At 65.2% G+C, this 24,951-nt stretch carries 27 protein-coding genes; 12 read left to right on the forward strand and 15 right to left on the reverse strand.

Going from position 1 to position 24,951, the window contains the following annotated elements; all coding sequences use genetic code 11:
* Window positions 1-234 precede the first annotated feature (234 nt).
* A complete protein-coding gene (locus OIN59_RS07395) occupies window positions 235-1,815 on the forward strand; it encodes a methyl-accepting chemotaxis protein (RefSeq protein WP_274108740.1) in 1,581 nt (526 codons plus the stop codon).
* 36 nt (window positions 1,816-1,851) lie between these two features.
* On the opposite strand, the gene OIN59_RS07400 is transcribed toward OIN59_RS07395, so the two are convergent.
* From OIN59_RS07400 to tsaE, 3 genes are all read right to left on the reverse strand, one after another.
* Window positions 1,852-2,193, reverse strand: coding sequence for a cupin domain-containing protein (locus tag OIN59_RS07400; protein ID WP_274108742.1), 342 nt, complete (start codon window positions 2,191-2,193; stop codon window positions 1,852-1,854).
* Window positions 2,194-2,312: 119 nt separating this feature from the next.
* Window positions 2,313-3,779, reverse strand: a complete 1,467-nt coding sequence (locus tag OIN59_RS07405; RefSeq protein ID WP_274108744.1) for an N-acetylmuramoyl-L-alanine amidase — start codon at window positions 3,777-3,779, stop codon at window positions 2,313-2,315.
* 6 nt (window positions 3,780-3,785) lie between these two features.
* Window positions 3,786-4,313, reverse strand: a complete 528-nt coding sequence (tsaE, locus tag OIN59_RS07410) for a tRNA (adenosine(37)-N6)-threonylcarbamoyltransferase complex ATPase subunit type 1 TsaE (protein ID WP_407655068.1) — start codon at window positions 4,311-4,313, stop codon at window positions 3,786-3,788.
* A 12-nt stretch (window positions 4,314-4,325) separates the two neighbouring features.
* On the opposite strand from tsaE, the gene queG reads away from it, so the two are divergent.
* Entirely contained in the window at window positions 4,326-5,375 is a 1,050-nt protein-coding gene (queG, locus tag OIN59_RS07415) for a tRNA epoxyqueuosine(34) reductase QueG (protein WP_274108746.1), read from the forward strand.
* Window positions 5,376-5,470: 95 nt separating this feature from the next.
* Here the strand turns inward: queG and OIN59_RS07420 are convergent, their stop codons facing one another.
* Together OIN59_RS07420 and OIN59_RS07425 are read right to left on the reverse strand one after the other, a co-directional pair.
* On the reverse strand, window positions 5,471-6,118 hold the full coding sequence (locus OIN59_RS07420) for a GDSL-type esterase/lipase family protein (protein ID WP_274108748.1): 648 nt from the start codon (window positions 6,116-6,118) through the stop codon (window positions 5,471-5,473).
* Window positions 6,115-7,020, reverse strand: a complete 906-nt coding sequence (locus OIN59_RS07425; protein WP_274108750.1) for an AEC family transporter — start codon at window positions 7,018-7,020, stop codon at window positions 6,115-6,117. The genes OIN59_RS07420 and OIN59_RS07425 overlap by 4 nt, the downstream gene beginning before the upstream one ends.
* Window positions 7,021-7,206: 186 nt before the next feature.
* Here OIN59_RS07425 and OIN59_RS07430 point away from each other — a divergent pair, with 186 nt between their 5' ends.
* The 3 genes from OIN59_RS07430 to OIN59_RS07440 all read left to right on the forward strand — a co-directional run bounded on the left by OIN59_RS07430 (window position 7,207) and on the right by OIN59_RS07440 (window position 10,185).
* Window positions 7,207-8,172, forward strand: coding sequence for a tripartite tricarboxylate transporter substrate binding protein BugE (locus OIN59_RS07430; RefSeq protein ID WP_274108752.1), 966 nt, complete (start codon window positions 7,207-7,209; stop codon window positions 8,170-8,172).
* Window positions 8,173-8,265: 93 nt separating this feature from the next.
* The gene (gene xerD / locus OIN59_RS07435; protein ID WP_274108754.1) at window positions 8,266-9,165 is read left to right on the forward strand and encodes a site-specific tyrosine recombinase XerD; all 900 of its coding nucleotides are present in this window, start codon (window positions 8,266-8,268) and stop codon (window positions 9,163-9,165) included.
* A 54-nt stretch (window positions 9,166-9,219) separates the two neighbouring features.
* Window positions 9,220-10,185: a Bug family tripartite tricarboxylate transporter substrate binding protein gene (locus OIN59_RS07440; protein ID WP_274108755.1), complete on the forward strand. Its 966-nt coding sequence runs from the start codon at window positions 9,220-9,222 to the stop codon at window positions 10,183-10,185.
* An 89-nt stretch (window positions 10,186-10,274) separates the two neighbouring features.
* Here OIN59_RS07440 and OIN59_RS07445 read toward each other — a convergent pair whose 3' ends face one another.
* From OIN59_RS07445 to OIN59_RS07455, 3 genes are all read right to left on the reverse strand, one after another.
* Window positions 10,275-11,555 (reverse strand): EAL and HDOD domain-containing protein, encoded by a 1,281-nt coding sequence (locus tag OIN59_RS07445; protein ID WP_274109068.1) that lies wholly within the window; start codon window positions 11,553-11,555, stop codon window positions 10,275-10,277.
* Between the two features lie 102 nt (window positions 11,556-11,657).
* Window positions 11,658-12,923, reverse strand: coding sequence for an EAL and HDOD domain-containing protein (locus OIN59_RS07450; RefSeq protein WP_274108757.1), 1,266 nt, complete (start codon window positions 12,921-12,923; stop codon window positions 11,658-11,660).
* A 102-nt stretch (window positions 12,924-13,025) separates the two neighbouring features.
* Window positions 13,026-13,829, reverse strand: coding sequence for a ferritin-like domain-containing protein (locus OIN59_RS07455; RefSeq protein WP_274108759.1), 804 nt, complete (start codon window positions 13,827-13,829; stop codon window positions 13,026-13,028).
* Window positions 13,830-13,942: 113 nt separating this feature from the next.
* On the opposite strand from OIN59_RS07455, the gene OIN59_RS07460 reads away from it, so the two are divergent.
* The 3 genes from OIN59_RS07460 to OIN59_RS07470 all read left to right on the forward strand — a co-directional run bounded on the left by OIN59_RS07460 (window position 13,943) and on the right by OIN59_RS07470 (window position 16,207).
* Entirely contained in the window at window positions 13,943-14,467 is a 525-nt protein-coding gene (locus OIN59_RS07460; protein WP_274108761.1) for a gamma carbonic anhydrase family protein, read from the forward strand.
* 35 nt (window positions 14,468-14,502) lie between these two features.
* Window positions 14,503-15,495, forward strand: a complete 993-nt coding sequence (hslO, locus tag OIN59_RS07465; protein ID WP_274108763.1) for an Hsp33 family molecular chaperone HslO — start codon at window positions 14,503-14,505, stop codon at window positions 15,493-15,495.
* 241 nt (window positions 15,496-15,736) lie between these two features.
* On the forward strand, window positions 15,737-16,207 hold the full coding sequence (locus tag OIN59_RS07470; RefSeq protein ID WP_274108765.1) for a CZB domain-containing protein: 471 nt from the start codon (window positions 15,737-15,739) through the stop codon (window positions 16,205-16,207).
* Here OIN59_RS07470 and OIN59_RS07475 read toward each other — a convergent pair.
* The 6 genes from OIN59_RS07475 to OIN59_RS07500 form a co-directional block, all read right to left on the reverse strand.
* Window positions 16,188-16,733, reverse strand: a complete 546-nt coding sequence (locus OIN59_RS07475; RefSeq protein ID WP_274108767.1) for a hypothetical protein — start codon at window positions 16,731-16,733, stop codon at window positions 16,188-16,190. The two genes, OIN59_RS07470 and OIN59_RS07475, sit on opposite strands and share 20 nt — an antisense overlap.
* A gap of 97 nt (window positions 16,734-16,830) precedes the next feature.
* Entirely contained in the window at window positions 16,831-17,109 is a 279-nt protein-coding gene (locus tag OIN59_RS07480) for a septum formation initiator family protein (RefSeq protein WP_274108769.1), read from the reverse strand.
* A 34-nt stretch (window positions 17,110-17,143) separates the two neighbouring features.
* Window positions 17,144-18,430, reverse strand: coding sequence for a phosphopyruvate hydratase (eno, locus tag OIN59_RS07485; RefSeq protein WP_274108789.1), 1,287 nt, complete (start codon window positions 18,428-18,430; stop codon window positions 17,144-17,146).
* A 102-nt stretch (window positions 18,431-18,532) separates the two neighbouring features.
* A complete protein-coding gene (locus OIN59_RS07490) occupies window positions 18,533-18,823 on the reverse strand; it encodes a DUF1330 domain-containing protein (protein ID WP_056061699.1) in 291 nt (96 codons plus the stop codon).
* 3 nt (window positions 18,824-18,826) lie between these two features.
* Entirely contained in the window at window positions 18,827-19,684 is an 858-nt protein-coding gene (gene kdsA, locus OIN59_RS07495; protein WP_274108794.1) for a 3-deoxy-8-phosphooctulonate synthase, read from the reverse strand.
* A 12-nt stretch (window positions 19,685-19,696) separates the two neighbouring features.
* Window positions 19,697-21,355: a CTP synthase gene (locus tag OIN59_RS07500; protein WP_274108795.1), complete on the reverse strand. Its 1,659-nt coding sequence runs from the start codon at window positions 21,353-21,355 to the stop codon at window positions 19,697-19,699.
* A gap of 91 nt (window positions 21,356-21,446) precedes the next feature.
* Here OIN59_RS07500 and coaBC point away from each other — a divergent pair, with 91 nt between their 5' ends.
* The 4 genes from coaBC (at window position 21,447) to OIN59_RS07520 (ending at window position 24,339) form a co-directional block, all read left to right on the forward strand.
* A complete protein-coding gene (gene coaBC, locus OIN59_RS07505; protein WP_274108797.1) occupies window positions 21,447-22,670 on the forward strand; it encodes a bifunctional phosphopantothenoylcysteine decarboxylase/phosphopantothenate--cysteine ligase CoaBC in 1,224 nt (407 codons plus the stop codon).
* A 24-nt stretch (window positions 22,671-22,694) separates the two neighbouring features.
* Window positions 22,695-23,192 (forward strand): hypothetical protein, encoded by a 498-nt coding sequence (locus OIN59_RS07510; protein ID WP_274108799.1) that lies wholly within the window; start codon window positions 22,695-22,697, stop codon window positions 23,190-23,192.
* Window positions 23,189-23,635 carry a dUTP diphosphatase gene (gene dut, locus OIN59_RS07515; RefSeq protein WP_274108801.1) on the forward strand — a complete coding sequence of 149 codons (447 nt, stop codon included), beginning with the start codon at window positions 23,189-23,191 and terminating at the stop codon, window positions 23,633-23,635. Before OIN59_RS07510 ends, dut begins: the two co-directional genes overlap by 4 nt.
* A gap of 203 nt (window positions 23,636-23,838) precedes the next feature.
* Window positions 23,839-24,339, forward strand: coding sequence for an outer membrane lipoprotein (locus OIN59_RS07520; RefSeq protein ID WP_274108804.1), 501 nt, complete (start codon window positions 23,839-23,841; stop codon window positions 24,337-24,339).
* A 73-nt stretch (window positions 24,340-24,412) separates the two neighbouring features.
* On the opposite strand, the gene OIN59_RS07525 is transcribed toward OIN59_RS07520, so the two are convergent.
* On the reverse strand, window positions 24,413-24,937 hold the full coding sequence (locus tag OIN59_RS07525; protein WP_274108806.1) for an FKBP-type peptidyl-prolyl cis-trans isomerase: 525 nt from the start codon (window positions 24,935-24,937) through the stop codon (window positions 24,413-24,415).
* Window positions 24,938-24,951 lie beyond the last annotated feature (14 nt).

Genomic DNA, 24,951 nt, shown 5'->3' on the forward strand with positions numbered 1-24,951 from the left:
CTTGAGGGTTATGGAGTCAGGCCGTGGCCCCCAATCCGCAGTGGCGGCTGAGGCTCGACCTGTGCCTCTACTGTCGGTGCCACTCTCAGGTGCCGGTGTAGGCAGGCAAGGGCGCTGGCTGTAGGACAGGCGGCACTGGGGAACTAAGGGTTTCCCTGCGCCCCGCGCTGTTGCCAATCGGGTTGCGCAGGCAGATCATTTCTTCGCCGCACAAAACTTACACAAGGACACGCAATGACCCAGCACATCCAGCAAGTCGGCCGGGGGGCCGTGGGCGCCCAGCTGACGGTGGCGCAGCAGATCGGGTTGATTGTGGGCGTGGCAGTGCTGGCGCTGGTGGTCGTCCTGGCGCTGAGCCTGGTGCGGGTGCAACGCCTGGGGGCCACGGTGGACCAGCTGGCGACCGAGCAGGTGGAGCGGCTGCAACTGGCCCTGCGCTGGCGCAGCAACATTGCCGTCAATTCCACGCGGGTATTCTCCATCGCCCAGACCGAGGGTGACGACCTGCAAAATTACTTCAAGGCCACGATGGCCGCCACCACCGCCGACACCAGCAAGGTGCAAAAGCGCTACACCGAGCTGGAGAACAGCCCCGAGGGTCTGCGTATCCAGGAGGAGCTGGCCACCATCCGCAAGTCTTACCTGGAAACGCGCGACAAGTCTCTGGAGCTGAAAAAAGCGGGCGATATGGCCCAGGCGCGCGCCTATGCGCTGGGCACGTTTGCGCCGGTGCTGGACAAGTACAACGCCATTGCCGACAAGATGGTGGATTACCAGGTGCGCCGCTCGGCCGAACAGGCGGCCGAGGCGGCAGAGCTCATCCAGTCCTACCGCATGACCGTGCTGGTGGCGGGTTTGGCGGGGCTGGGGCTGCTGGTGGTGCTGTCGTGGGTGGTGGTGCAGCGCACCCGTCGCTCGCTGGGCGCGGTGAGCGCGGTGGCACAGCGCATTGGCGAGGGCGATCTGTCCCAACCCATTGAGGTGCAAGGGCGTGGCGAGGTGGCCGAGATGATGCGCGCCATGCAGGGCATGCAGACCTCGCTGGTGCGCATCGTGGGCGACGTGCGGCACAGCAGCGACAGCATTGCCACAGGCTCCAGCGAGATCGCGATGGGCAACGCCGACCTGAGCCAGCGCACCGAAGAGCAGGCCAGCAACCTGGAGGAGACCGCCGCGTCCATGGAGCAGATCACCAGCACCGTGAAGAACAATGCCGACACCGCGCGCAAGGCGGCCACGCTGGCTGGCACGGCATCGCAGGCGGCGGTGAAGGGCGGGGAGGTGGTGGGCCAGGTGGTGACCACCATGCAAGACATCTCGGCCGCATCCAAAAAGATCACCGACATCATCAGCGTGATCGACGGCATTGCGTTCCAGACCAATATCCTGGCGCTGAACGCGGCGGTAGAGGCAGCCCGTGCCGGTGAACAGGGCCGGGGCTTTGCCGTGGTGGCCAGTGAAGTGCGCAGCCTGGCCCAGCGCAGCGCCGAGGCGGCCAAGGAGATCAAGGCCTTGATTGGCGCGAGTGTGGAGAAGGTAGAGAACGGCACCCAACTGGTGAGCAACGCCGGGCAGAGCATGGAAGACATCGTCGCCCAGGTGCAGCGGGTGAGCGACCTGATTGGCGAAATCTCCAGCGCCACGGGCGAGCAGACCATTGGCATCAGCCAGGTGGGCGAGGCGGTGATACAGCTCGACCAGGTCACTCAGCAGAACGCTGCCCTGGTGGAGCAGAGCGCGGCGGCAGCCGACAGCCTCAAGCACCAGGCCGCGCGGCTGGCAGAGATCGTGAGCGTGTTCCGGCTGGGGCGCTGACTGCCTTGGCAGGCTTCGAGGACTAGCTCACCTTGCTTAAGCCGCCTCGGTACGCTTGAGGCACATCGTGACCAGCAGCGACGCGGCCTCCACCGCCTTGAGGGAATGCAGCGCGCGCGGTGCCAGGTGCACAAAGTCGCCAGGGTGCAACTGCTGCACGCCCTGCTCGCTCACAAACTCCACCACACCCTCAATGCATTGCACCGTGGCTTCGCCGGGCGTCTGGTGTTCTTTCAGGGATTTGCCTACGGGCAGGACCACCCGCATGACTTCGAGCTGGCCTGCTTTGAGGACGGCGGTGGTGACGGTGTCGGCCAGTCGCGCCCCTAGCGGGCGCACGCTGACGATCTGGCCAGATTGGGCGTGGGGCAGTGCCATGGCGGTTCTCCTTGCTTGCCGAGGCGCGGTACGCGCCCGGCCGATGCAGGCTACTGTGCCTGCAGTTGGCAGTGCGCGCAAGGTGGGTACACCACCCCGCGCGCTGTGCCCCAGCGCGCCTACACCGACCGGCTGCGCGCCAGCGGCGGGTTCTTGGCGAAGTAGCGCGTGATGCCGCGCATCAGCGCGTCGGCCAGCTGCTCCTGGTACGCGCTGCTGCGCAGGCGTTTTTCTTCTTCGGGGTTGCTGATGAAGGCCGTTTCGACCAGCACGCTGGGGATGTCGGGCGCCTTGAGCACCGCAAAGCCCGCCTGCTCCACACGCGGCTTGTGCAGCTTGCCCACGTTGCCGATCTCGCCCAGCAGCACGGTGCCGAGCTTGAGGCTGTCGTTGATCTGCGCGGTGGTGCTCATGTCCAGCAGTGCGCGCTGCACATGCTGGTCCTTGGACTGCACGTTGATACCGCCCACCAGGTCAGCCTGGTTCTCCTTGTTGGCCAGCCAACGCGCTGCGGTGCTGGAGGCCCCGCCCTGGCTCAGCGCAAACACGCTGGCGCCGCGTGCCTCTGGCGTGGTGAAAGCGTCGGCGTGGATGCTCACGAACAGGTCGGCCTGCACGCGCCGGGCCTTTTGCACGCGGGTGCCCAGGGGCACAAAGTAGTCGCCGTCGCGCGTGAGGTAGGCGCGCATGGGGTTGCCGCCCACGGTGGTGGCGTTGATGCGGTCACGCAGCAGGTGGGCTACACGCAGCACCACGTCTTTTTCGCGGGTGCCTGAGGGGCCGATGGCGCCTGGGTCTTCCCCGCCGTGGCCGGGGTCCAGCGCCACGATGATGATGCGGTCGGTCTCGGTGGCTGTGGCGCGGTTGCCGGGGCGTAAAGGCGCGGCGGGTGCTGCACCTGGCGCGGGCGCTGCGGCCACTACCGGCGGCTGTGCGGGTGGCTGTGCAGCGGTGTTGCCAGGCGCGGGGCCGCTGGCGCGCTGCGCGATCAGGTCGCCCAGCGGGTCGTGCTCGGCGGCGGGCGTGGGGGCGCGGGCTGTGGCGGGTGCGGGTGATGGTGCAGGCGTGGCAGCGGGGCTGTTGGCATCGCGCAGGCGTTCGGCGATCAGTGCCTCCAGCGGGTCCACGGGTGCCGCGGGGTACAGGTCAAACACCAGCCGGTGGCGGTAGGCGGCGACGGGTGGCAAGGTGAACACCTGCGGCATGGCCGGTTGCTTGAGGTCTACCACCAGCCGCACCACGCCGGGCGCGTTCTGGCCCACGCGGATGCCTGCGATGTTGGGGTCGTCGGGCTTGACCTTGGCCACCAGCTCGCGCAGCTCGGGGCTCAGGTCGATGCCCTCGATGTCCACCGCCAGGCGCGGCGGTGAGGTCACGAAGAACTGCTTGGCCACCAGCGCGCCATCGGACTCGATGGTCACCCGCGAGTATTCGGGTGCGGGCCAGACGCGCACGGCCACGATGGTGGCGCCGCGTGCGATCTGCTGTGCGCCCAGCAGTAGCACCAGGCTGCTGGCGCGCAGCACGGCACGGCGCGATGGCAGGGGCGCAACAGGGCGGCGGTCGGGCAGGGTGGGTTCGTTCACGGTGTCTCAGAGAGCTTGCAGCAGGCTGCGCCCGGTGGCGGTGTGGGCGTGCAGCGTGACCTTCCTTTCGGTGTCATCCATTGCTTCAATGTGGATAGCAAGGTCTGCAAGCGGGGTAAGCGCTGCAGCCTTTTCCGGCCATTCTGCCACCTTGAGGCCGGGGTTGGCAAAAATGTCCCTGAAACCCGCGTCTTCCCACTCGCGCGGGTCGTCAAAACGGTAGAAGTCGAAGTGCCAGATGGAGAGGCCCGGCGCTTCGTGGGGCTCCACCACGGCATAGGTGGGGCTCTTGATGCGGCCCTGCACGCCCAGGGCGCGCAGCAGGTGGCGCACCAGCGTGGTCTTGCCCGCGCCCAGGTCGCCGTGCAGGGTCACGAAGGCGTTGGCCAGCACGGGCTGTGCGGCCAGGCGCTGCGCGAAGGCGGCGGTGTCTTCCTCGCTGTGCCAGGTGAAATGGCGCGTGGCTTCGGCAGGGTGGGCGGCGGCGGGGTTGCCGCTTTCTACAATCTGGCCGTTATGTGGTGCAACAGTCAACTCGTTCCTCAAATGCGGGAGTGGGCCCGCGAGCTGGGATTTTCCCAAATCGGCGTGGCGGGGGTGGACTTGTCTGCGGCAGAGCCGGGTCTTGCGGCCTGGCTGGCGCAGGGCTTTCATGGTGACATGCATTACATGGCATCTCACGGCATGAGGCGCGCGCGCCCGGCCGAACTGGTGCCCGGCACCGTGAGCGTGATCACGGCGCGCATGGATTATTTGCCGCGCGACACCGCCATGGACGCCCCCGAAGGCTGGCAGGCCGCCGAATTGTCGCGCCTGTCGCGCCCGCAGGAGGGCATTGTCTCGGTCTATGCCCGGGGCCGGGACTATCACAAGGTGCTGCGCGCCCGCCTGCAAAAGCTCAGCGACCGCATCGGCGAGGCCATCGGCCCGTTTGGCCACCGCGTGTTCACCGACTCCGCCCCGGTGCTGGAGGCCGAGCTGGCCGCACGCAGCGGCCAGGGCTGGCGCGGCAAACACACGCTGGTGCTGAACCGCGAGGCGGGGTCCATGTTCTTCTTGGGCGAAATCTACGTGGACATGGCGCTGCCCGAAAGCGAACCCGTTACCGCGCACTGCGGCAGCTGCAGTGCGTGCATCGACATCTGCCCCACGCAGGCCATCATTGCGCCGCACCGCATCGACGCGCGCCGCTGCATCTCGTACCTCACCATCGAACACGCCGGGCCCATCCCTGTGGAGCTGCGCCCGCTGATGGACAACCGCATCTATGGCTGTGACGATTGCCAGCTGATTTGCCCGTGGAACAAGTTTGCGCAGGTCAGCCGCCTGCCGGACTTTGACGAGCGCAAGGGCCTGGCGGGCCAGCAGCTGGTGCACCTGTTTGCGTGGGATGAAGCCACGTTTTTGCGCATGACCGAGGGCGGCCCCATTCGGCGCATTGGCCATGAGCGCTGGCTGCGCAATGTGGCGGTGGCGCTGGGCAATGCGCTGCGCGCCACCGGCGACGAGGCCTTGCGCACGGCGTTGCTGTCACGCGCCGACGATGCCAGTGCGCTGGTGCGTGAGCATGTGGCCTGGGCGCTGGACGCGGGTTAAATAAAAATATTATTTAAATGAAATAGCCAGATGGCGCTTGTGCAATATGCCTGAGTAGCTATCAAAATGTGAGCAATGGCTTTGGTGTCTGGGGCTCACTGCACCAGCAGCCCCGTCTGCTGCAAGGTACCCACTAGCCCTTGGGCAAACTCAGCGTAACCGGCGGCGTTGGCGTGGATCTGGTCCGACCGCAACCGCTCTTGCGCCAGCACGCCCGACCAGCCCTTGGCATGCAGCGGGATCTTCAGCTCTTCGGCAATCTCTTCGTACATCGGGTGGTCGCTTAGTCGGCCTGCGGCGGCCAGCAGCGACAGCTCGGGCACGGCCACCAGCAGCACCTGGGCGCCGCTGCTCTTGGCCTCGCTGCAGATGCGCAGGATGTTGGCGCGCGTGGTGGCCGCACTCTGGCGTCGCAAAAAGTCGTTGCCACCTATGCCCACGATGACCAGCGCGGGCTGGTGCTTTTGCAGCAGGCCCGGCAGGCGCTCCAGCGCCTGGGCCGAGGTGTCGCCCGACACGCCGCCGTTGACCACCTTCCAGCCCGTCAGGCGCGCCAGCTCGGCCGGGTAGGCAGTGTCGGCCGATGCGCCCACGCCCGACGTGAGCGAGTCGCCCAGCGCCAGCACGGTGGCGCCTGCCGGTACCGCTTGGGCACGAGAAGGTTTGCGGCCGCAGGCGACCAAGCCGAAGACGGAGGCGAGGCTGGCGCTGAGCAGCAGCCTGCGGTTCAGACCCTGGTTCATCGCAGCACCCCCAGCGCAAACGGCAGACTCACGATGCCCAGCAAGGTAGACAACGTGACCAGCCCTGCCACATACGGCCCGTTGTAGCCCATGCGTGCCGCCAGCACATAGCAGGTCGATGCCGTGGGCAGCGCCGCAAATGCCAGCAGCACGGTGGTCTGCACGGCGTCCAGCCCGAACATGTGCGCCATCGCAAATGCCACCAGCGGCTGCACCAGGTGCCGGATGGCCAGCACCGACACGCTCAGCGTCTTGCCCCGCGTGAGCAGGCCAAACTGCAGTCCCGCTCCGGCCGCCATCAGGCCCAGCGCGAGCGACGCGGCACTGATGCGGCTGACCGTGGGCACCGCCCATTCAGGGACCTGAAAACCCAGCAGGTTGGCCACCAGGCCCGAGGCGGTGGCGATGATCAGCGGGTTGCGCAGCAGCTCGCGCGCAAAGCTGTGCTGCCCGTGCCGGGCCATGGGCCACACGGCGGCCACGTTGAACAGGGGCACGCACACGCCGATCAGCACGGCAATCATCAGCAGGCCCTGCGTGCCTGCCAGCCGTTCGGCAATCGCCAGGCCAATGAAGGAGTTGAAGCGGAACGCCACCTGTGCGCTGGCCGCGTGGTCGCGCACATCAATGCGCTTGCCCACCCAGGGCCAGTGCGGCAGGCTATAGGCCAGAGCGATCCCGATCACGCCCGACAGCATGCCCGCCCCGATCAGTCCCGACGCCGCGCCAATATCCATCGGGCTTTTGACGATGGACTGGAACAGCAGCACCGGGAACAGCAGGTAATACACCAGGCTCTCGACCGGCTGCCAGACCGAGCGGTTCAGGGCGGTGTACCGGCAGATCAGGTAGCCCAGGAAGATGAGTGAAAAGTCGGGAAGCAGGAGTTGGGCGTAGTTCACACACCGAGAATACTTGATGCATGGCAAGCCGCCGGGGCGCTGTTGGGGTGTCGAAGGACGGCAGGGGCTCTGCCCGCCCGGTCCGTTTTTAGGGTTAGCCCTTATGTGGAATCCGCAGGGCGGTTTGGCGTGCGTTGGGCATACCATCGGCGCTGTTTGTTGTTACCCCGCACGAAGGAGATTTCCATGCATCGTCGTCAATGGCTCGCGCTGACCGTACTGGCAGCGGCAGCCGGATCGGCCGCCGCACAAGGCTACCCCAACAAGGTGATCAAGCTGCAGGTGCCGTTTGCACCGGGTGGCACCACCGACATCATTGCGCGCGTGATTGCCGACCCGCTGGGCAAGGCCCTGGGCCAGTCCGTGATCGTGGAGAACAAGGCTGGTGGCGGCGGCATCGTGGGTGCGGCAGAAACAGCACGTTCAGCGCCAGACGGCTACACGCTGGGCGTGGCCACGGTGTCCACCACGGCGGCCAACCCCGCCATCAACCCCAAGACGCCCTACAACCCGCTGACGGACTTCACGCCCATCATCAACATTGCGGCCACGCCCAATCTGATTGCCGTAAACCCCAGCTTCCCGGCCAAGGACTACAAGGCCTTCATCGCCGAAGTGCAGAAGAACCCGGGCAAATACTCGTACGCATCGTCGGGCACGGGCGGCATTGGCCACCTGCAGATGGAGCTGTACAAGAGCCTGTCCAACACGTTCGTCACGCACATTCCCTACCGGGGTGCGGGCCCGGCGCTGAACGACACCGTGGCCGGCCAGGTGCCGATCATCTTTGACAACATCCCTTCGGCGCTGCCCTTCATCAAGGACAACCGTCTGGTGGCCATTGCCGTGGCCGCGCCCCAGCGCGTTGCTGCACTGCCCAATGTGCCCACGTTCAAGGAACTGGGCCTGGAGCCCGTGAACCGCATGGCTTACTACGGCATCCTGGGCCCCAAGGGGCTGCCCAAGGACATCGTTGACAAGATCAATGCCGCCGTGCGCACCGCACTGCAAGACCCGGCCGTGAAGAAGCGCATTGAAGATACCGGCTCCATCGTGGTGGGCAACACGCCCGAGCAGTTTGCCGAACAGATCAAGGCGGAATTCGCGGTCTACAAACAAGTGGTCGCCAAGCAGAAGCTGACGTTGGAATAAGACCCACGGCCGCCCTCCCAAGCCGCCCCATTTGCGGGCGGCTTTTTTGCGTCTGTCGCTGGGGATGTTCGCGATACGTGCTATGGTTTTTGGATGCTTGCTCCCAGCCTCAATGCCATCGACACCTTTGTGGACGCCCTGTGGCTGGAGGACGGCCTGTCCCGCAATACGCTGGCTGCCTACCGGCGCGACCTGACGCTGTACGCGCAGTGGCTGGCTGACCAGCAGCCCGCCCAGGCGCTCGACGACACGGCCGAACACCACCTGCAGGCCTATTTCGCGGCCCGCCATGCCCAGACGCGTGCCACATCAGCCAACCGGCGCTTGACGGTGCTGCGCCGCTACTTTCACTGGGCGCTGCGCGAGCGGCGCATCACCGCCGACCCCACGGTGCGGCTGCAGGCCGCACGCCAGCCGCTGCGCGTGCCCAAGACGCTGTCGCAGGCGCAGGTGGAGGCGCTGCTGAACGCGCCCGACCTGGGCAACCCCCTGGGCCTGCGCGACCGCACCATGCTGGAGCTGATGTACGCCAGCGGCCTGCGCGTGACCGAGCTGGTCACGCTCAAGACCTTCCAGGTCGGCCTGAACGAAGGCGTGCTGCGCGTGATGGGCAAGGGCAGCAAGGAACGCCTGGTGCCGTTTGGCGAAGAGGCCCGTGCCTGGCTGGAGCGCTATCTGAACGAAGCCCGCAGCGCCATACTCGGCGGGCAGCAGACGGACGACCTGTTCGTCACCCAGCGCGGCAGCGGCATGACGCGGGTGATGTTCTGGGTCATTGTGAAGAAGTGGGCGCAGGTGGCGGGCATCACGGTGCCACTGTCGCCGCACACGCTGCGCCACGCGTTTGCCACACATCTGCTCAACCATGGCGCCGACCTGCGCGTGGTGCAGCTGCTGCTGGGCCATGCCGATATCTCCACCACCACCATCTACACCCACGTGGCGCGGGAGCGGCTCAAGTCCTTGCATGCGCAGCATCACCCGAGGGGCTAGTGTCCCGAGTTAGAAGTTCGTTTTTCCGTATCTTTGTTGACAAGAAAGTCCTGCATGAAGAAACAACTGATCGTTGGCGCCTGCCTGGCGGGCGCCACTGCGCTGGCCCTGGCGCAGACCTGGCCCACGGCCAAGCCCATCCGCATCGTCGTGGCCTACCCGGCCGGGGGCGTGAGCGACAACATCGCCCGCGCCCTGGCCGACAAGCTGGCCGTGCAGTTGGGCACCCCTGTGGTCATTGAAAACAAGGCGGGCGCCAGTGGCAGCCTGGGGGTGGACGCCGTGGCCAAGGCCGCGCCGGACGGCTACACCTTGGGCTTTGCGGCGGTGAGCCCCCTGGCGCTGAACCCGCACCTGGGAAAATCCCCCTTCGATCCGCAGAAGGACATCGCGCCGGTGGTCAGCGTGATGTATTCGCCCGTGCTGCTGTTGGGCACGTCCGCGAGCCGGGCGACCGACTTCAAGGACCTGATCGCCCGTGCGCGGGCCCAGCCCGGCACGGTGCGCTGGGCCACCTCGGGACAGGCGTCGCTGGGCCACATCATGCTGGAGCAGATCCAGTCGGTGGCGCAGGTGCAGATCACGCACATTCCCTACAAAGGCGGCGGCCAGCAGATGAACGACGCGCTGGGCGGGCAGTTTGAGGTGTTATCGACCAATGCCGGGCCTGCCGTGCTGCAGCACATCCAGGCGGGCAAGCTCAAGCCGCTGGCGGTGGGGGCTCCGGCGCGGCTGGATTCGCTGCCCCAGGTGCCCACGCTGGCCGAGCTGGGGCAGCCCGCAGCGAACCTGTCGTCCCTGTTCGGCATCTATGCCCCGGCGCAGACGCCCAAGGCGGTCATCACACGCATCAACACCGAGGTGAACAAAGCCCTGGCCCTGCCCGACATCCGAGCCAAGCTCGACGCCACCGACAACGTACCCACGGGCGGCACCACGGCCGAGTTCGCGCGCCAGATCGCGCAGGAGTCTGAGAACAACGCGCGCATCATCCGCGCAGCGGGAATCCAGGGCAACTGACCGGGCAGGGTGCCCCAGAAACACCACAGGCCCGGCAAAAGCAGGGCCTGTGGCTTGGGGTGTGGTGTTGGGGAATTGGGGAACGGGGGCTATTCCTCGTCCAGACTTTCTGCCCACGTCAGCGCCTGCAGGTGAGCCCAGTTCACTTGGCGGTTGGACAGGTGCAGCGCATCGGCGTTCTTGGCAAAGGCCGCTTCGTCACCGCTTTCGCAGGCCTTGGTCAGCTCCAGGAACGGGGCAAACACGCCGGTGCCACGCAGCAGGGCATCCATCACGGGCTCGGGCAGGGCCACGGACTCCAGCGCCTTTTCAAGCGGCACGCCCAGCATGGTGTCGAGCAGCGAGAACACGCCCACCACAAAGGCGTTGTCGCATTCTTCGGGCGGCAGCAACTCGGCGGCCAGCAGTTCCATCAGGCGGCCACGCACCACGGCGGTCTGGCCCACGGCCGGTGGCGCTCCGCCAGCGCGCGAGGTGGTCATCAACAGCGCGGCCCAGCGGAACAGCTTTTTCAGGCCCAGGATCATCACCGCATGGCGGAACGAGGTGATCTCGCACGACAGGCCAAAACCCGACGAGTTGATGAACCGCAGCAGATTGAAAGACAGCGTGGGATCTTTCTTGAGCAGGTCTTCGATCTCGGCCGTGCTCGCCTGTTTGCGCACCAGATTGATGAGCTGGATGATGGTGGCCTGCGAGGGGCGGATGGTGGTGGCCTTGACCAGCGAGGGCTGCGCAAACCAGTAGCCCTGAAACAGCTTGACGCCCAGGTCGCGCATCAGCTCGTACTGTGCGGCGGTCTCGACTTTTTCGGCGACCAGCGTGGCCTTGCTGTGGGTGGTGGCAAATTTGACCAGGGGCGCTGCCAGCTCGGGCTTGAAGGCCTGCATGTCCAGCTTGATGAAGGCCGCCATGGGCAGCCAGCTGGTGTAAGCGCGCTTGAGCGCCTGCTGGTCGAACGCGAGGCGAAACCCGCGCGTACGCAGCGCCTCCAGCGTGGGCAGGCGACCTTCGATCTCTTCAGGGGTGGCGCTGTCGGGCAGGGGGGGCACCTCCAGCACCACCTTTTCGGGGTGGATCAGTTCGAGGTGGCCGCCCGAGAGGCTGTCATGCGTGCAGTTGATGAATACCGTCTTCTTGCCGACCAGGGCTTCGGTGCCCGCATAGGACAGGGCATTGAACAGCAGGGCCGCATCGCTGGCTGCGGTGTGCGAGTCGGATGCGGTGGACCGGTCAAACAGCTCGTAGCCATAGACCGCGCGGCTTTCGTCCACGATGGCCTGGCGCGCAATGATGGCAAGGTTCTCGTCCACGGGGTCAACCGCAGGCGCAGCGGCGTCCTGGGTGTCTTGTTCGGGTGTGCTCGACATGGGGTCCACTGAAATGAAGGGCTGTGCGGTCATTCTAGACCGCTGGCCACAGGTAGAGAATCAAAGTCCAGCCACCGGCCACTGCGGTGGCTGTGGCGCTTGTCACTCGGTGATGTGGTCGGCCCAGGCCAGCGCCTGCAGGTGGGCAAAGTTGATCTGCTGGCTGGTCAGGTGCAGCAGGCCAGCGCTGCGGTCAAACACGGCGTCGTCGCTGGATTCGCAGGCCTCGGCCAGGGTCAGCAGGTCGCCCAGGAATCCTTCGCGCCGCAGCAGCGCAGCGGCCACGGGTTCGGGCACGTTGAGCAGGCCAATGGCTGATTCCATGGGCATGGACAACATCACGTCCAGCAGCGAGAAGATGCCCACCACAAAGGCCTGGTCGGCGTCTTCGGGGGGCTGTGTCTCCAGCGCCAGCAGCTCCATCAGGCGCCCGCGCACCACGGCGGTGTGGCCCACCGACGATGGCATGCCGCTGTTGCGTGACGCTGTCAGCAGCAGTGCCGCCCAGCGGAACAGCTTCTTGAGGCCCATGAGCATCACGGCTTGGCGGAACGACGTGATCTCGCGCGAGAGGCCGAACCCGGTCGAGTTGATGAGACGCATCAGGTTGAAGGCCAGGCCTGCATCCTTCTTGAGCACCTCTTCAATATCGTCGGTGCTGGCCTGTTTGCGCACCTGGTTGATCAGCTCGATGATGCTGGCCTGAGACGGCGTGAGCAGCTTGGTCTCGACCAGTGCGGGGCGGGCGAACCAGTAGCCCTGGAACAGTTGCACCCCCTGGCTGGACACCATGTCGTATTGCTGGGCGGTCTCCACCTTTTCGGCGATCAACTCGGCCTTGCAGTGGCGGCCTGCGTAGCTGATCAGCACCGCCAGTTGGTCTGGCGCCAGCACCGACAGGTCGAGCTTGATGTAGTCCGCCAGCGGCAGCCAGGGCGCGTACCCCGACTGCAGCACCGTGTGGTTGAAGGCCAGGTGAAAGCCTCGGTCGCGCAGCTCGGTCAGGATGGGCAGGCGAGTGGTGACCTCTTCAGCGGCGGCATGGCCCAGCGGGGGGATCTCCAGCACCACCTTGTCTGGGTCCACCAGCTCCAGGTGGCCGCCCGACAGGCTTTCGTGGGTGCAGTTGACGAAGATCAGCTTCTTGCCCACCAGCTCTTCGGTGCCGGCATGCGACAGGGCCGTGAACACCAGGATGACGTCGGTGGCGGCGGTGTGGGCGGCAGCGCTGCGCGAGCGGTTGAACAGCTCGTAGCCAACCACCACATGCTGCGAGTTCACGATGGCTTGCCGCGCAATCATGGCGACCGACGATTGGTTGCTGGAGGGCGGCGCGGGGGGCGTGCCTGAGGTGGGTGCTTGGATCATGGGCGTGTTCGTGAGGTAAGGAGCGCTGGCCCATTGGGGGCATTGCCAAGAATTGTAGGAGCCATCGTATTTCGCTCAGATCGTCGTCACGTGGCTGGGTGTTCAGGCCTGCTGCAGCCAGCGCAGTTCGGCATCGCTGAAACCGGCGCTGCGTCGCGCGGCTTCATTGAACGGGGGCTTCAGGCGTGGGGCTTCGTACCGCTGTACCAGGGTGCCATAGAGGGTTTCGGGGTCCTGGCCTGCGCGGTCGCACAGCCAGCGGTACCAGTGGTTGCCGATGGCCACATGCCCCACCTCGTCCTGCAGGATCACGTCGAGAATGGCGACGGCGGCCAGGGCGTCAGGCGCGCCCACCTGGCGCAGTTTGGCCTGGATCTGTGGCGTGGCGTCGAGCCCTCGGGCTTCCATCGTGCGCGGCACCAGGGCCATGCGGGCCAGCACGTCGTGCTGGGTCTTCTCGCACATGGTCCACAGCCCTTGGTGGGCCGGAAAGTCTCCATAGTCATGGCCCTGGCCACGAAGGTGGTCGCGCAGCAGCCGGAAGTGCTTGGCTTCTTCGGCCGCCACGCGCATCCAGTCCAAGTAGTAGGCGCGGGGCATGCCGTCAAAGCGCCACACGGCATCGAGCGCCAGGTTGATGGCGTTGAACTCGATGTGGGCGATGGCGTGGATGAGAATGGCGCGGCCCTCGGGGGTGGCGGGCGAGCGGCGTGCCACCTGGGTGTGGCGCAGCAACAGGGGCCGCTCGGGGCGTCCGGGGAGGGCGTCTGGGTCAGAGGGGCCCGCAGGGGCGATTTTTGCTATTGAAAGCGTAGCTGCTTGGGTATGCAGATCAAGCGCTGCAGCCGCTTTTTGTTCAGGGTCTGCCAGGCACAAGACCTGCAGTGCACGGTGGCGAAGCTCCATCCTTACAATTCTAGGCCTTGCCATCGGCACCAAGGCTTGCGCTTTGTAACGATTGGCGACCTCTCAGGGCGCGCCATGGCGTGCCGCTTCTTTTGTTTCAGCGGAGTGGGTGCATGGCAATTTACGAACTCGACGGTGTGGCTCCCCAACTGGCAGCATCGGCCTGGGTGGCCGACAGCGCGCAGGTGATGGGCAATGTGGTGCTGGGTGAAGACGCCAGCGTGTGGTTTGGCACCGTGGTGCGCGGCGACACCGAGAGCATCACCATTGGCGCAGGCTCCAACATTCAGGACGCCAGTGTGCTGCACGCCGACATCGGCAAGCCCCTGGTGGTGGGCGAGCGCGTGACGGTGGGCCATCAGGTCATGCTGCACGGCTGCACCATCGGCGACGAGTCGCTGATCGGCATTGGCGCCGTGGTGCTCAATGGCGCCAAGATCGGCAAGCATTGCCTGGTGGGCGCTGGGGCGCTGGTCACCGAGGGCAAAGAGTTTCCGGACGGCTCCATGATCATCGGCAGCCCCGCCAAGGCCGTGCGCGAGCTCACCCTCGAGCAGATCGAGGGCCTGCGCCAGAGCGCCCAGCACTACATCGACAATGCGCGCCGCTTTCAACACGGCCTGCACAAGATCGGCTAAGCGCCGTCGCTGATTTTTTCTCCTGGAACCCCTGCGTGTCTGAACTCCACAAGTTTCTTTTCGATGGTCTTCCCGTGCGCGGCATGATCGTGCGCCTGACCGATGCCTGGACCGAGATCCTGAAGCGCCGCGCGGGCAACACCGCCACTGGCGCCTACCCCGCACCCGTGAGCGAGTTGCTGGGTGAGATGGCTGCCGCCGGTGTGCTGATGCAGTCCAACATCAAGTTCAATGGCGCGCTGGTGCTGCAGGTGTTTGGTGATGGTCCCGTCAAGCTGGCCGTGGCCGAGGTGCAGTCGGACCTGAGCCTGCGTGCCACCGCCACGGTGAATGGCGAGGTGCCCGAGGGCACGCGCCTGTCCCAGATGGTCAACGTGGGCGGCGGCGGCCGCTGCGCCATCACGCTGGACCCCAAGGACCGCCACCCCGGCCAGCAGCCCTACCAGGGCGTGGTGCCGCTGCATGGGGACCACCATGAGAAGCTCGATCGCCTGTCGGACGTGCTGCAGCACTACATGCTGCAGTCCGAGCAGCTCGACACCATCCTGGTGCTGGGCGCCAACGAGCAGGTGGCGGCGGGCCTGTTGATCCAGCGCATGCCCATCAAGGGCGAGGGCAACCTGGCCGCAGGCCTCACGCACCGTGAGAACGAAGACCAGATTGGCCACAACGAGGACTACAACCGCATTGCCCACCTGGCCGCCAGCCTCACACGCGAGGAACTGCTGACGCTGGACGTGGACACCATCCTGCGCCGCCTGTTCTGGGAAGAAAAGCTGCTGCGCTTCGAGCCGCAGCAGGGCGCCAGCGGCCCGCATTTTGCCTGCACCTGCAGCCGCGAGCGTGTGAGCAACATGCTGCGCAACCTGGGGGTGGAAGAAGCTGAGAGCATCCTCGCCGAGCGAGACGACATCGAAGTGGGGTGCGAGTTCTGCGGCCAGCAGTACCGCTTTGACGCGGTCGATGCCGCGCAGATTTTTGTCTCGCCAGCGGTCGCGCAGCCGCCGGGGCCCACAGGCATCCAGTAGCCATCCGCCACGTCTGAGAGCCGCTTGTTGACGATCCCCTGCGAGATCTTCAATAGGCTCTGAGGAGCGTGGTGGTTGGCTGACCATCGTTGACAATCCCCCGCGCCATCCACGCCTAAGATCCCTGGGTCACCGCGCAGTATCTGCTGCTGAGCGCGGTTCATGCACACGGCCCACACACGTGGCCTGTGCGTGTCAATGCGACCACAGCGGGTCGCGCAGGAATCTAACGAGGGATGTCATGGAGTTTTTTCGCCGCGTTCTGGGGCCCCGCCGAGCCAACCCGGCTGCGCCCCCGCTAGCGCTGTATGACAGCGCGGCGGCGCCAGACTCTCGGCGTGCCGACACCTTGCTCGCCGCGCTGGACATCGATGCAGCCATCAACGCCCACGAGCGCTGGAAAAACCGCCTGATGGACTATCTGGAGGGTCGCACCACCGTCGGGCTGGACCCGGCGCTGGTGCGTCGCGCGGACCACAGTGCGCTGGGCCGCTGGCTGCATGGCGTGGGTGGTGAGTTGCTGGGTGACCAGCCGGCCTACCCGCTGCTGGTAGCGCGCTACCAGTATTTTCACGAGCAGGCCGCCACACTGGTGGAACTGGCCCAGCAAGGTGAATGGGACCGGGCCGTGCAGGTGCTCAACGGCGGTTACCGCTATGGCTCTAGTCAGGTGGTGCTGCTGCTCAAGGAGCTCAAGCGCGGTCTGGTGTGAAGCCTGGCGGCGGTGCGGCGTCCCGTTGCTCGACAAGCGCCGTGAACAGGCGGTGCTCACAAGTGGGGTCACTGCATTTCTCGCAGTTCCAGGCACGCAGCCGGGTAGCTCGTGGCGTATTTTCAGCGTCCCATGCGGCCCTTGCGCCCGTGGAATATGCCTTGGGTGCTACTTTTTGTATAGCAATGAGCGCATTGCGAATGCGCTGTTCGCCAACGCCGTACACCACGCGGTAGGGGGCCGCTGCCGCAGCCAGGGCCGCGCGCAACTGGGTGTCGAAGGCCTCTTGCGCATCCCGCTCCTCGGCGGGGCAGGGTTGGTCCAATCCCATCAATAGAGTCAATGCCACCGCATCGGACCTTGTGTGCTGTGCTGGCAGTGGGCTGGCTAGGTGAGGGTGGTGCAGGGTGATGTGCACCGAGCCCGGAGTGATCTGCTGCTGCAGCGCCTGGGCCAATGCCTCCGCCCCCGTGTGGGGGGCGCCCAGCAGGGCAATCAGGGGTGGCGGGGGAGATGGCTGCTGCACGGAGATGAAGGAAGCGCAGACCCCTCTGTCATATCTGCGTTGTGGGTATGGGCGGTGCGGGGAGTTGCAACGCGGTGGCGTGGCTCCGCGCGGCAGCTCAACGGGGTGTGAACTGCACGTACACCTCATTGGGCTTGACCATGCCCAACTCGCTGCGCGCCTTTTCTTCCACCATGTCCAGGCCTTCCTTGAGGTCGTGCACCTCTGAAGTCAGCCGCCCATTCACCTGGCGGGCCTGCTCGTTGGCCGCCTTCTGCACATCAATCTGCCGCTGCATCGCGTTGACGCGCGGCACGCTGCCACGCCCCAGCCAGAGCTGGGCGTGCAGCGCTGCCAGCAAGGCCAGCAGGATGACGGGGACGATGCGGGAGACCAATGGAGGGCTCGCTCAGGCGAGGGCTGTCAAGGGCTCAGCGGAGGTTATAGAACGCAGCGCGGCCGGGGTACTGTGCAATGTCGCCCAGGTCTTCTTCGATGCGCAGCAGCTGGTTGTACTTGGCGATGCGGTCCGAGCGCGACAGCGAGCCGGTCTTGATCTGGCCCGCATTGGTGCCCACGGCGATGTCAGCAATGGTGCTGTCTTCGGTTTCGCCCGAGCGGTGCGAGATCACGGCGGTGTAGCCCGCGCGCTTGGCCATCTCGATGGCGGCGAAGGTCTCGGTCAGCGTGCCGATCTGGTTGATCTTGATCAGGATCGAGTTGGCAATGCGCTTGTCGATGCCTTCCTTCAGGATCTTGGTGTTGGTCACGAACAGGTCGTCGCCCACCAGCTGGACCTTGTCGCCCAGGCGTTCGGTCAGGTGCTTCCAGCCGTCCCAGTCGCCTTCATGCATGCCGTCTTCGATGCTGATGATGGGGTACTTGTCCACCCAGGCCGCCAGCATGTCGGTCCATTGTTGGGCGGTGAGCTTGAGGCCGCCTTCGCCTTCCAGCACATACATGCCGTCCTTGTAGAACTCGCTCGCGGCGCAGTCCAGGCCCAGAGCGATCTGCTCGCCCGCCGTGTAACCAGCGGCTTCAATGGCTTGCAGGATGAGGCGGATGGCCGCTTCGTGGTTCTCTACGCTGGGGGCAAAGCCGCCTTCGTCGCCCACGGCGGTGCTGATGCCCTTGTCGTGCAAGATTTTCTTGAGCGCATGGAACACTTCGGCGCCCCAGCGCACGGCTTCACGGAACGTGGGAGCGCCCACGGGGATGATCATGAACTCCTGCAGGTCCAGGCTGTTGTTGGCGTGTGCGCCGCCGTTGATCACGTTCATCATGGGCACGGGCAACTGCACGCTGCCCATGCCGCCCAGGTAGCGGTACAGCGGCAGGCCGGATTCTTCTGCGGCGGCGCGGGCCACGGCCATGGACACGGCCAGCATCGCGTTGGCGCCCAGGCGGCTCTTGTTCTCGGTGCCATCGAGGTCGATCAGGGTCTTGTCCAGGAAGGCCTGCTCGGAGGCATCGAGGCCCAGCACGGCTTCGCTGATCTCGGTGTTGATGAATTCCACGGCCTTGAGCACGCCCTTGCCCAGGTAGCGGCCCTTGTCGCCATCGCGCATTTCAATGGCTTCGCGGCTGCCGGTGGACGCGCCCGAAGGCACAGCGGCCCGGCCCATCACGCCCGACTCGAGCAACACGTCGCATTCGACAGTGGGGTTGCCGCGGCTGTCCAGAATTTCGCGACCGACGATGTCAACGATGGCACTCATGGTTTTCCTTTTGCAGAAGTTTTAAATCAAATCAGGCTGTAGCGCTTGATGGACAAGCGCAACGAGCTATCAATTAGTGAGCAAATGTCGCGCGCGTTCAGCTCAGACACCTTCGACGCACACCATGCGCATGACGGCGGCGCCTTCACGGGCGGCCTTGGCTTTCTGGTATTCGGGCGTGTCGTAGAAGGCGCGGGCGGCTTCAAAGCTCGGGAACTTGAGGATCACGGTACGGCCGGGGTTCCAGTCGCCCTCCAGCACTTCGACCTTGCCGCCGCGCACGCACACCTCAGCGCCGTGGGCCTGCATGGCCAGGGTGCTCCACTTGCGGTACTCGTCGTACTGCGTCGGGTTGGTGACGGTGACGGATGCGATGACGTAACCACTGCTCATGTCTCAAGCTCCAAAGTTGTTTTCGAGGAATCCATTTTTCTTGGTGACATCGTCCAGCGCCACCAAGGTCTCCAGCAGCGCCTTCATGTGCTTGAGCGGCACGGCGTTGGGGCCGTCCGACCAGGCTTCGGCGGGCTTGGGGTGGGTTTCCATGAAGAGGCCCGCCACACCCACAGCCACACCGGCGCGGGCCAGCACGGGCACCATGTCGCGCGCTCCACCACTCACGGCGCCCAGGCCGCCAGGCTTTTGCACCGAGTGGGTCACGTCAAACACCACGGGGGCGCCCGAGTTGCGCATCTCGGCCAGGCTGGTCATGTCGGCCACGAGGTTGTTGTAGCCAAAGCTCACACCGCGCTCGCAGGCCAGGAAGCGGTCTTCTGACAGGCCCACTTCGGCTGCTGCCGAGCGGGCTTTGTCGATGACGTTCTTCATGTCCCAGGGCGCAAGGAACTGGCCCTTTTTGATGTTCACCGGCTTGCCGCTTTGCGCCACCGCGCGGATGAAATCCGTCTGGCGGCACAGGAAGGCAGGCGTTTGCAGCACATCGACCACGCTGGCCACCTCGGCCACGTGCGAGGTGTCGTGCACGTCGGTCAGGATGGGCAGTTGCAGCTGGCGGCGCACTTCATCGAGGATCTTGAGGCCAGCGTCGATGCCGACGCCGCGCTTGCTGGTGCCGGAGGAGCGGTTGGCTTTGTCGAACGAGCCCTTGTAGATCAAGGGAATGCCCAAGGCCGTGCAGGCTTCCTTGAGCTGACCCGCCACATCGAGCGACATCTCCAGGCCTTCGATGGAGCAGGTGCCTGCGATCAGGAAAAAGCGCTGGTCCAGGCCGACGTTGAATCCGCACAGCTGCATGGTGGGGCCCCCTTATGCTTTTTTCGCGGCTTGCTGGTGTTCCACGGCGGCCTTGATGAAGGCGTTGAACAGCGGGTGGCCGTTCCAGGGCGTGGACTTGAACTCGGGGTGGAACTGCACGCCGATGAACCAGGGGTGCACGTTTTGCGGCAGCTCCACGATTTCGGTGAGTTCCTCTCGCTGCGTCAGCGCCGAGATCACCAGGCCCGCCTTGCGCAGCTGGTCCAGGTAGTTCACGTTGGCTTCGTAGCGGTGGCGGTGGCGCTCGGTCACCACATCGCCGTAGATGCTGTGGGCCAGCGTGTCCTTGGCCACGTCCGAGCTTTGCGCACCCAGGCGCATGGTGCCACCCAGGTCGGAGTTTTCGTCGCGCTTCTTGATGGTGCCGTCGGCGTCCTTCCACTCGGTGATCAGGGCGATCACGGGGTGGGGGGTGGCGGGGTCGAACTCGGTGCTGTTAGCGTGGGCCAAGCCCGCCACATGGCGTGCGTATTCGATGGTAGCCACCTGCATCCCCAGGCAAATGCCCAGGTAGGGCACCTTGCGCTCGCGGGCAAACTGGGCGGTGGCGATCTTGCCTTCCACACCGCGCTGGCCGAAGCCGCCGGGCACCAGGATGGCGTCGTATTGCGCCAGTTTGGCCACAGCGTCAGCGCTGTCGATGGTTTCGGAATCGACGTGGTCGATTTTCACGCGCACATGGTTGCGCATGCCGGCGTGGCGCAAGGCTTCGTTGACCGACTTGTAGCTGTCCGACAGGTCCACGTACTTGCCCACCATGGCGATGGTGACCTCGCCTTGCGGGTGTTCGGTCTCATGCACCAGGTCGTCCCAGCGCTTGAGGCTGGTGGGCGGGGTGTTCAGGCGCAGCTTGTCGCAGATGAGGCCGTCGAGGCCCTGTTCGTGCAACATCCGGGGCACCTTGTAGATGGTGTCCACATCCCACATGCTGATCACGCCCCATTCGGGCACGTTGGTGAACAGCGAGATCTTGGCGCGCTCTTCCTCAGGAATACGGCGGTCGGCGCGGCACAGCAGCGCGTCGGCCTGGATGCCGATCTCGCGCAGCTTCTGCACGGTGTGCTGGGTGGGCTTGGTCTTGAGCTCGCCGGCCGCCGCGATCCAGGGCAGGTAGGTCAGGTGCACGAAGGCCGCGTTGTTGGGCCCCATGCGCAGGCTCATCTGACGCACGGCTTCCAGGAATGGCAGCGATTCGATGTCGCCCACGGTGCCGCCGATTTCGACGATGGCCACATCCACGGCATCGGGCGTGCCAATGCCGGCGCCGCGCTTGATGAATTCCTGGATCTCGTTGGTGACGTGGGGGATGACCTGCACGGTCTTGCCCAGGTAGTCGCCGCGACGTTCCTTCTCCAGCACGGACTGGTAAATCTTGCCCGTGGTGAAGTTGTTGGTTTTCTTCATGCGCGTTTCGATGAAACGCTCGTAGTGGCCCAGATCCAGATCGGTTTCTGCGCCGTCATCGGTCACGAACACCTCGCCGTGCTGGAACGGCGACATGGTGCCCGGGTCTACGTTGATGTAGGGGTCAAGCTTGATGAGGGTGACTTTGAGTCCCCGCGATTCGAGGATCGCGGCAAGGGAGGCTGAGGCGATTCCCTTACCGAGGGAAGACACCACACCGCCGGTGACGAAGACAAATTTGGTCATGTCTTTTTTGGTGGTGGGAAATTGGGATTATAGATGGCGCCCCGGCGACACCCCTGAGGGCAGGGTCACCCCCGTCTGCTAAATTCGCCCCATGAATGAGCTTGCTGGCAAACACATTGTTCTGGGTCTGAGTGGGGGCGTGGCTTGCTACAAGGCAGCCGATCTGTGCCGCCAGCTCATCAAGGAGGGCGCCACCGTGCAGGTGGTGATGACCGAGGCGGCAGAGCATTTCATCACCCCGGTCACCATGCAGGCGCTGTCTGGCCGCACGGTGTATGGCTCGCAATGGGATGCGCGCGAGCCCAACAACATGCCCCACATCAACCTCAGCCGCGAGGCGGATGCGATCCTCATTGCGCCCTGTAGTGCAGACTTCATCGCGCGCCTGGTGCAGGGCAGGGCGGACGAGTTGCTCAGCCTGATGTGCCTGGCACGCCCCGCGCAGCGCGTGCCGTTGTTGTTGGCCCCCGCCATGAACCGTGAAATGTGGGCCCACCCCGCCACGCAGCGCAATCTGGCCCAGGTGGCGCAGGATGGCGCGGTGGTGCTGGGTGTGGGCAATGGTGACCAGGCTTGTGGTGAGACGGGCGACGGCCGCATGCTGGAGCCGCTGGAGCTGCTCGATGAGCTGATCGCGTTTTTCACGCCCAAGACCCTCGCTGGCCGGTCGGTGCTCGTCACGGCAGGGCCCACTTTTGAGGCCATCGACCCGGTGCGTGGCATCACCAATCTGTCGAGTGGAAAGATGGGCTTTGCTGTGGCCCGTGCGGCCCGCGAGGCGGGGGCTGATGTCACCCTGGTCGCCGGGCCGGTGCATGTGCCCACGCCACGCGGTGTTCGGCGCGTCAATGTGCAGTCTGCGCAGGAGATGTTGGCTGCTGTAGAGCGGCATGTGCAGGCTGCCTCGGTGTTCATTGCCACGGCCGCCGTGGCTGATTGGCGCCCGGCCCACCAGTCCGACCAGAAGATCAAAAAAGACGGCTCGGGCCAGTCACCGTCGCTGGAATTTATCGAGAACCCCGACATTCTGGCCACCGTGGCCCGGTCGTCGCATGCGCTGGAAGGCGACCTCTTTTGTGTGGGTTTTGCGGCCGAAAGCCATGACCTGCTCGCTCATGCCACGGCAAAAAGAGCGCGCAAGGGCGTACCGCTGCTGGTGGGCAATATTGGCCCGGCCACTTTTGGACAGGATGACAACGCCTTGCTGCTGGTGGATGCGCAGGGCCACCGCGAGCTGCCCCGCGCGTCCAAACGCGTGCTGGCGCAGCAGCTCATTGCCGAGATTGCCGCGCGTTTGCCGCCCTTGCGTTTTTGACCGCCACTATGGTGGGGAGGTGCGATGACAACTGGAGCCACCAAGCCCGATTGGGACACGCCACCCGATGGCGACTTTGCAGCCTATGTGGAACGCCTGACAGCCCAGGCGCCGTTGCAGAAAGCCCGAGCGGCGCAGGCAAATGCAGCCGCCACCGCCGGGGCCGTGCAGTCATCCAAGGCCCGTGCACAACCTGCTTCAGCGCCCCAGGCCCTGCCGCCCGATTTGTTGCAGGTGATGCAGCCGCTGGCGGGCGTGTTGCGCACGGTGCGAGCTGTGTTGCTGGTGATGATGGTGTTGCATGGCATCGCGCTGCTCTTGCTCCGCCAGGGCTCGCTGCCGGGCCTGATGGTCATGGGGGCTGTGTGGTGGGGGCTGGGCTGGCTGATGCAGTCGGCTGCGCAGGTTGTTGGGGGTGCTCAGGCCTCGGGCGTGCGCGCAGGGGTGGAATCGTTGCAGGAGCGCCTGCGACATGTGGCGCAGCAGCGCAGTGGTAGTGGAACAGGAAAGAAAACACCGTGAAGATTGACGTCAAGATTCTCGATCCGCGCATGGCGGACCAATTGCCCACCTACGCTACGCCCGGCAGCGCGGGGCTGGACCTGCGTGCCTGTCTGGATGCGCCGCTGACCCTGCAGCCCAACGCGTGGCAGTTGGTGCCCACGGGGATTGCGATCTACCTTCAAGACCCCGGCTACGCCGCGCTGATCCTGCCGCGCTCTGGTTTGGGCCACAAACATGGCATCGTGCTGGGCAACCTGGTGGGTTTGATCGACAGCGACTACCAGGGCCAGCTCATGGTGAGTGCCTGGAACCGCAGTAACGTGGCCTTTACTGTGGAGCCTATGGAGCGGCTGGCCCAGCTGGTGATTGTTCCGGTGGTGCAGGCACAGTTCAACGTCGTCACCGAGTTTGCGGCCACGCAGCGGGGTGAGGGCGGATACGGATCCACCGGCAAAGCCTGACGCGCATCTTTGGCCGTTTTTTGGGGCTGCAGGCGATTGGCGGCCGGGTTGTAAGACCACGCTTACGTTTAGATGGGTCTGTTACCGACGCGGCGATGGCTCCTGTGTCTACGCTACGGCACCCTCAGGCGTTGTTCCAATCTGTATATGGGTTCTTAGTTTCTATCCGCCAGAGCCCGCCCCACAACTTCAGGAGATCGAACATGCGATTCACCCGTCCTCTCGCCCTCGTGGGCACCGTCGTTCTGGCAGCTTCGCTGGCCGCCTGCGGCCACAGTCGCCCGGCACCTGCGCCGCAATATTCCGGCGGTTATTCCAGTGGTTACCAGACGGCTCCTGCCTATCCGCAAAACCAGGCAGCCACCGAATATGGCCGCGTATCCAACATTGAGGTCCTACAAGGTCGCAGCCAAGGCCAGACCACCGGCACAGGTGCCGTTCTGGGTGCGGTGGTTGGCGGCGTTCTGGGCAACCAGGTCGGCAAGGGCTCTGGTCGTGCCGCAGCGACTGCTGTAGGGGTGTTGGGCGGTGCGGTGGCGGGCAACGCCATCGAGGGGCGCAACAACCAGGAATACGTGCAGGGATACCGGCTGTCCGTGCAACTGGACCAGGGCGGTTACCGTGTGTATGACGTGAGTAGCCTGGGCGATCTGCGCATTGGAGACCGCGTGCGTCTGTACAACGGCCAGATCTCGCGCATGTGATCTGACAGGCTGAATAAAACACAACAGGCGCCCTGAATCGCTTCAGGGCGCCTGTCGTGCTTTGGGAGGGGGCTCAGTGCAGGAGCGAGCTGCCCGGCGCCTGGGGCTGGACGCGGAAGAAGCCCGTTCCAGCCGTGCCGCGCCCGATTTCCTCTTCAGTGGCCTCGCGCACGGCCTGCACTGTCAATTGCAGGCGCAATGCAATGCCTGCCAGTGGGTGGTTGCCGTCGAGCACGATATGGTCGGGGTAGATCTCGGCCACGGTGTACAGGGCCGTGCGGGGGGCATCGGGGTTGCAGCCCTCGGGCAGCGCCATGCCGTCAAAGGTCATGCCTTCTTCGACCTCGGCGGGGAAGAGGGCGCGAGGCTCCAGAAACAGCAATTGGTCGTTGAAGTCGCCGAAAGCGTCCTCGGGCTCGAGGTGCAGTGCCAGCGTGGCGCCAGGGCCATGGCCTTGCAGGGCTTCTTCGATGCGGGGCAGAAGATCGTCACCGCCCACCAGAAACTCCACGGGCTCGTCGAGTACGTCGAGTTCTTCGCCCAGGGTGTCTTTCAGGGTCCAGGTCAGTGCGACCACACATTGTTGGGTAATTTCCATAGGAGAATTGTCGC

Origin of the sequence: Acidovorax benzenivorans, assembly GCF_028680575.1 — a bacterium.
Taxonomy (GTDB): domain Bacteria; phylum Pseudomonadota; class Gammaproteobacteria; order Burkholderiales; family Burkholderiaceae_C; genus Acidovorax; species Acidovorax benzenivorans.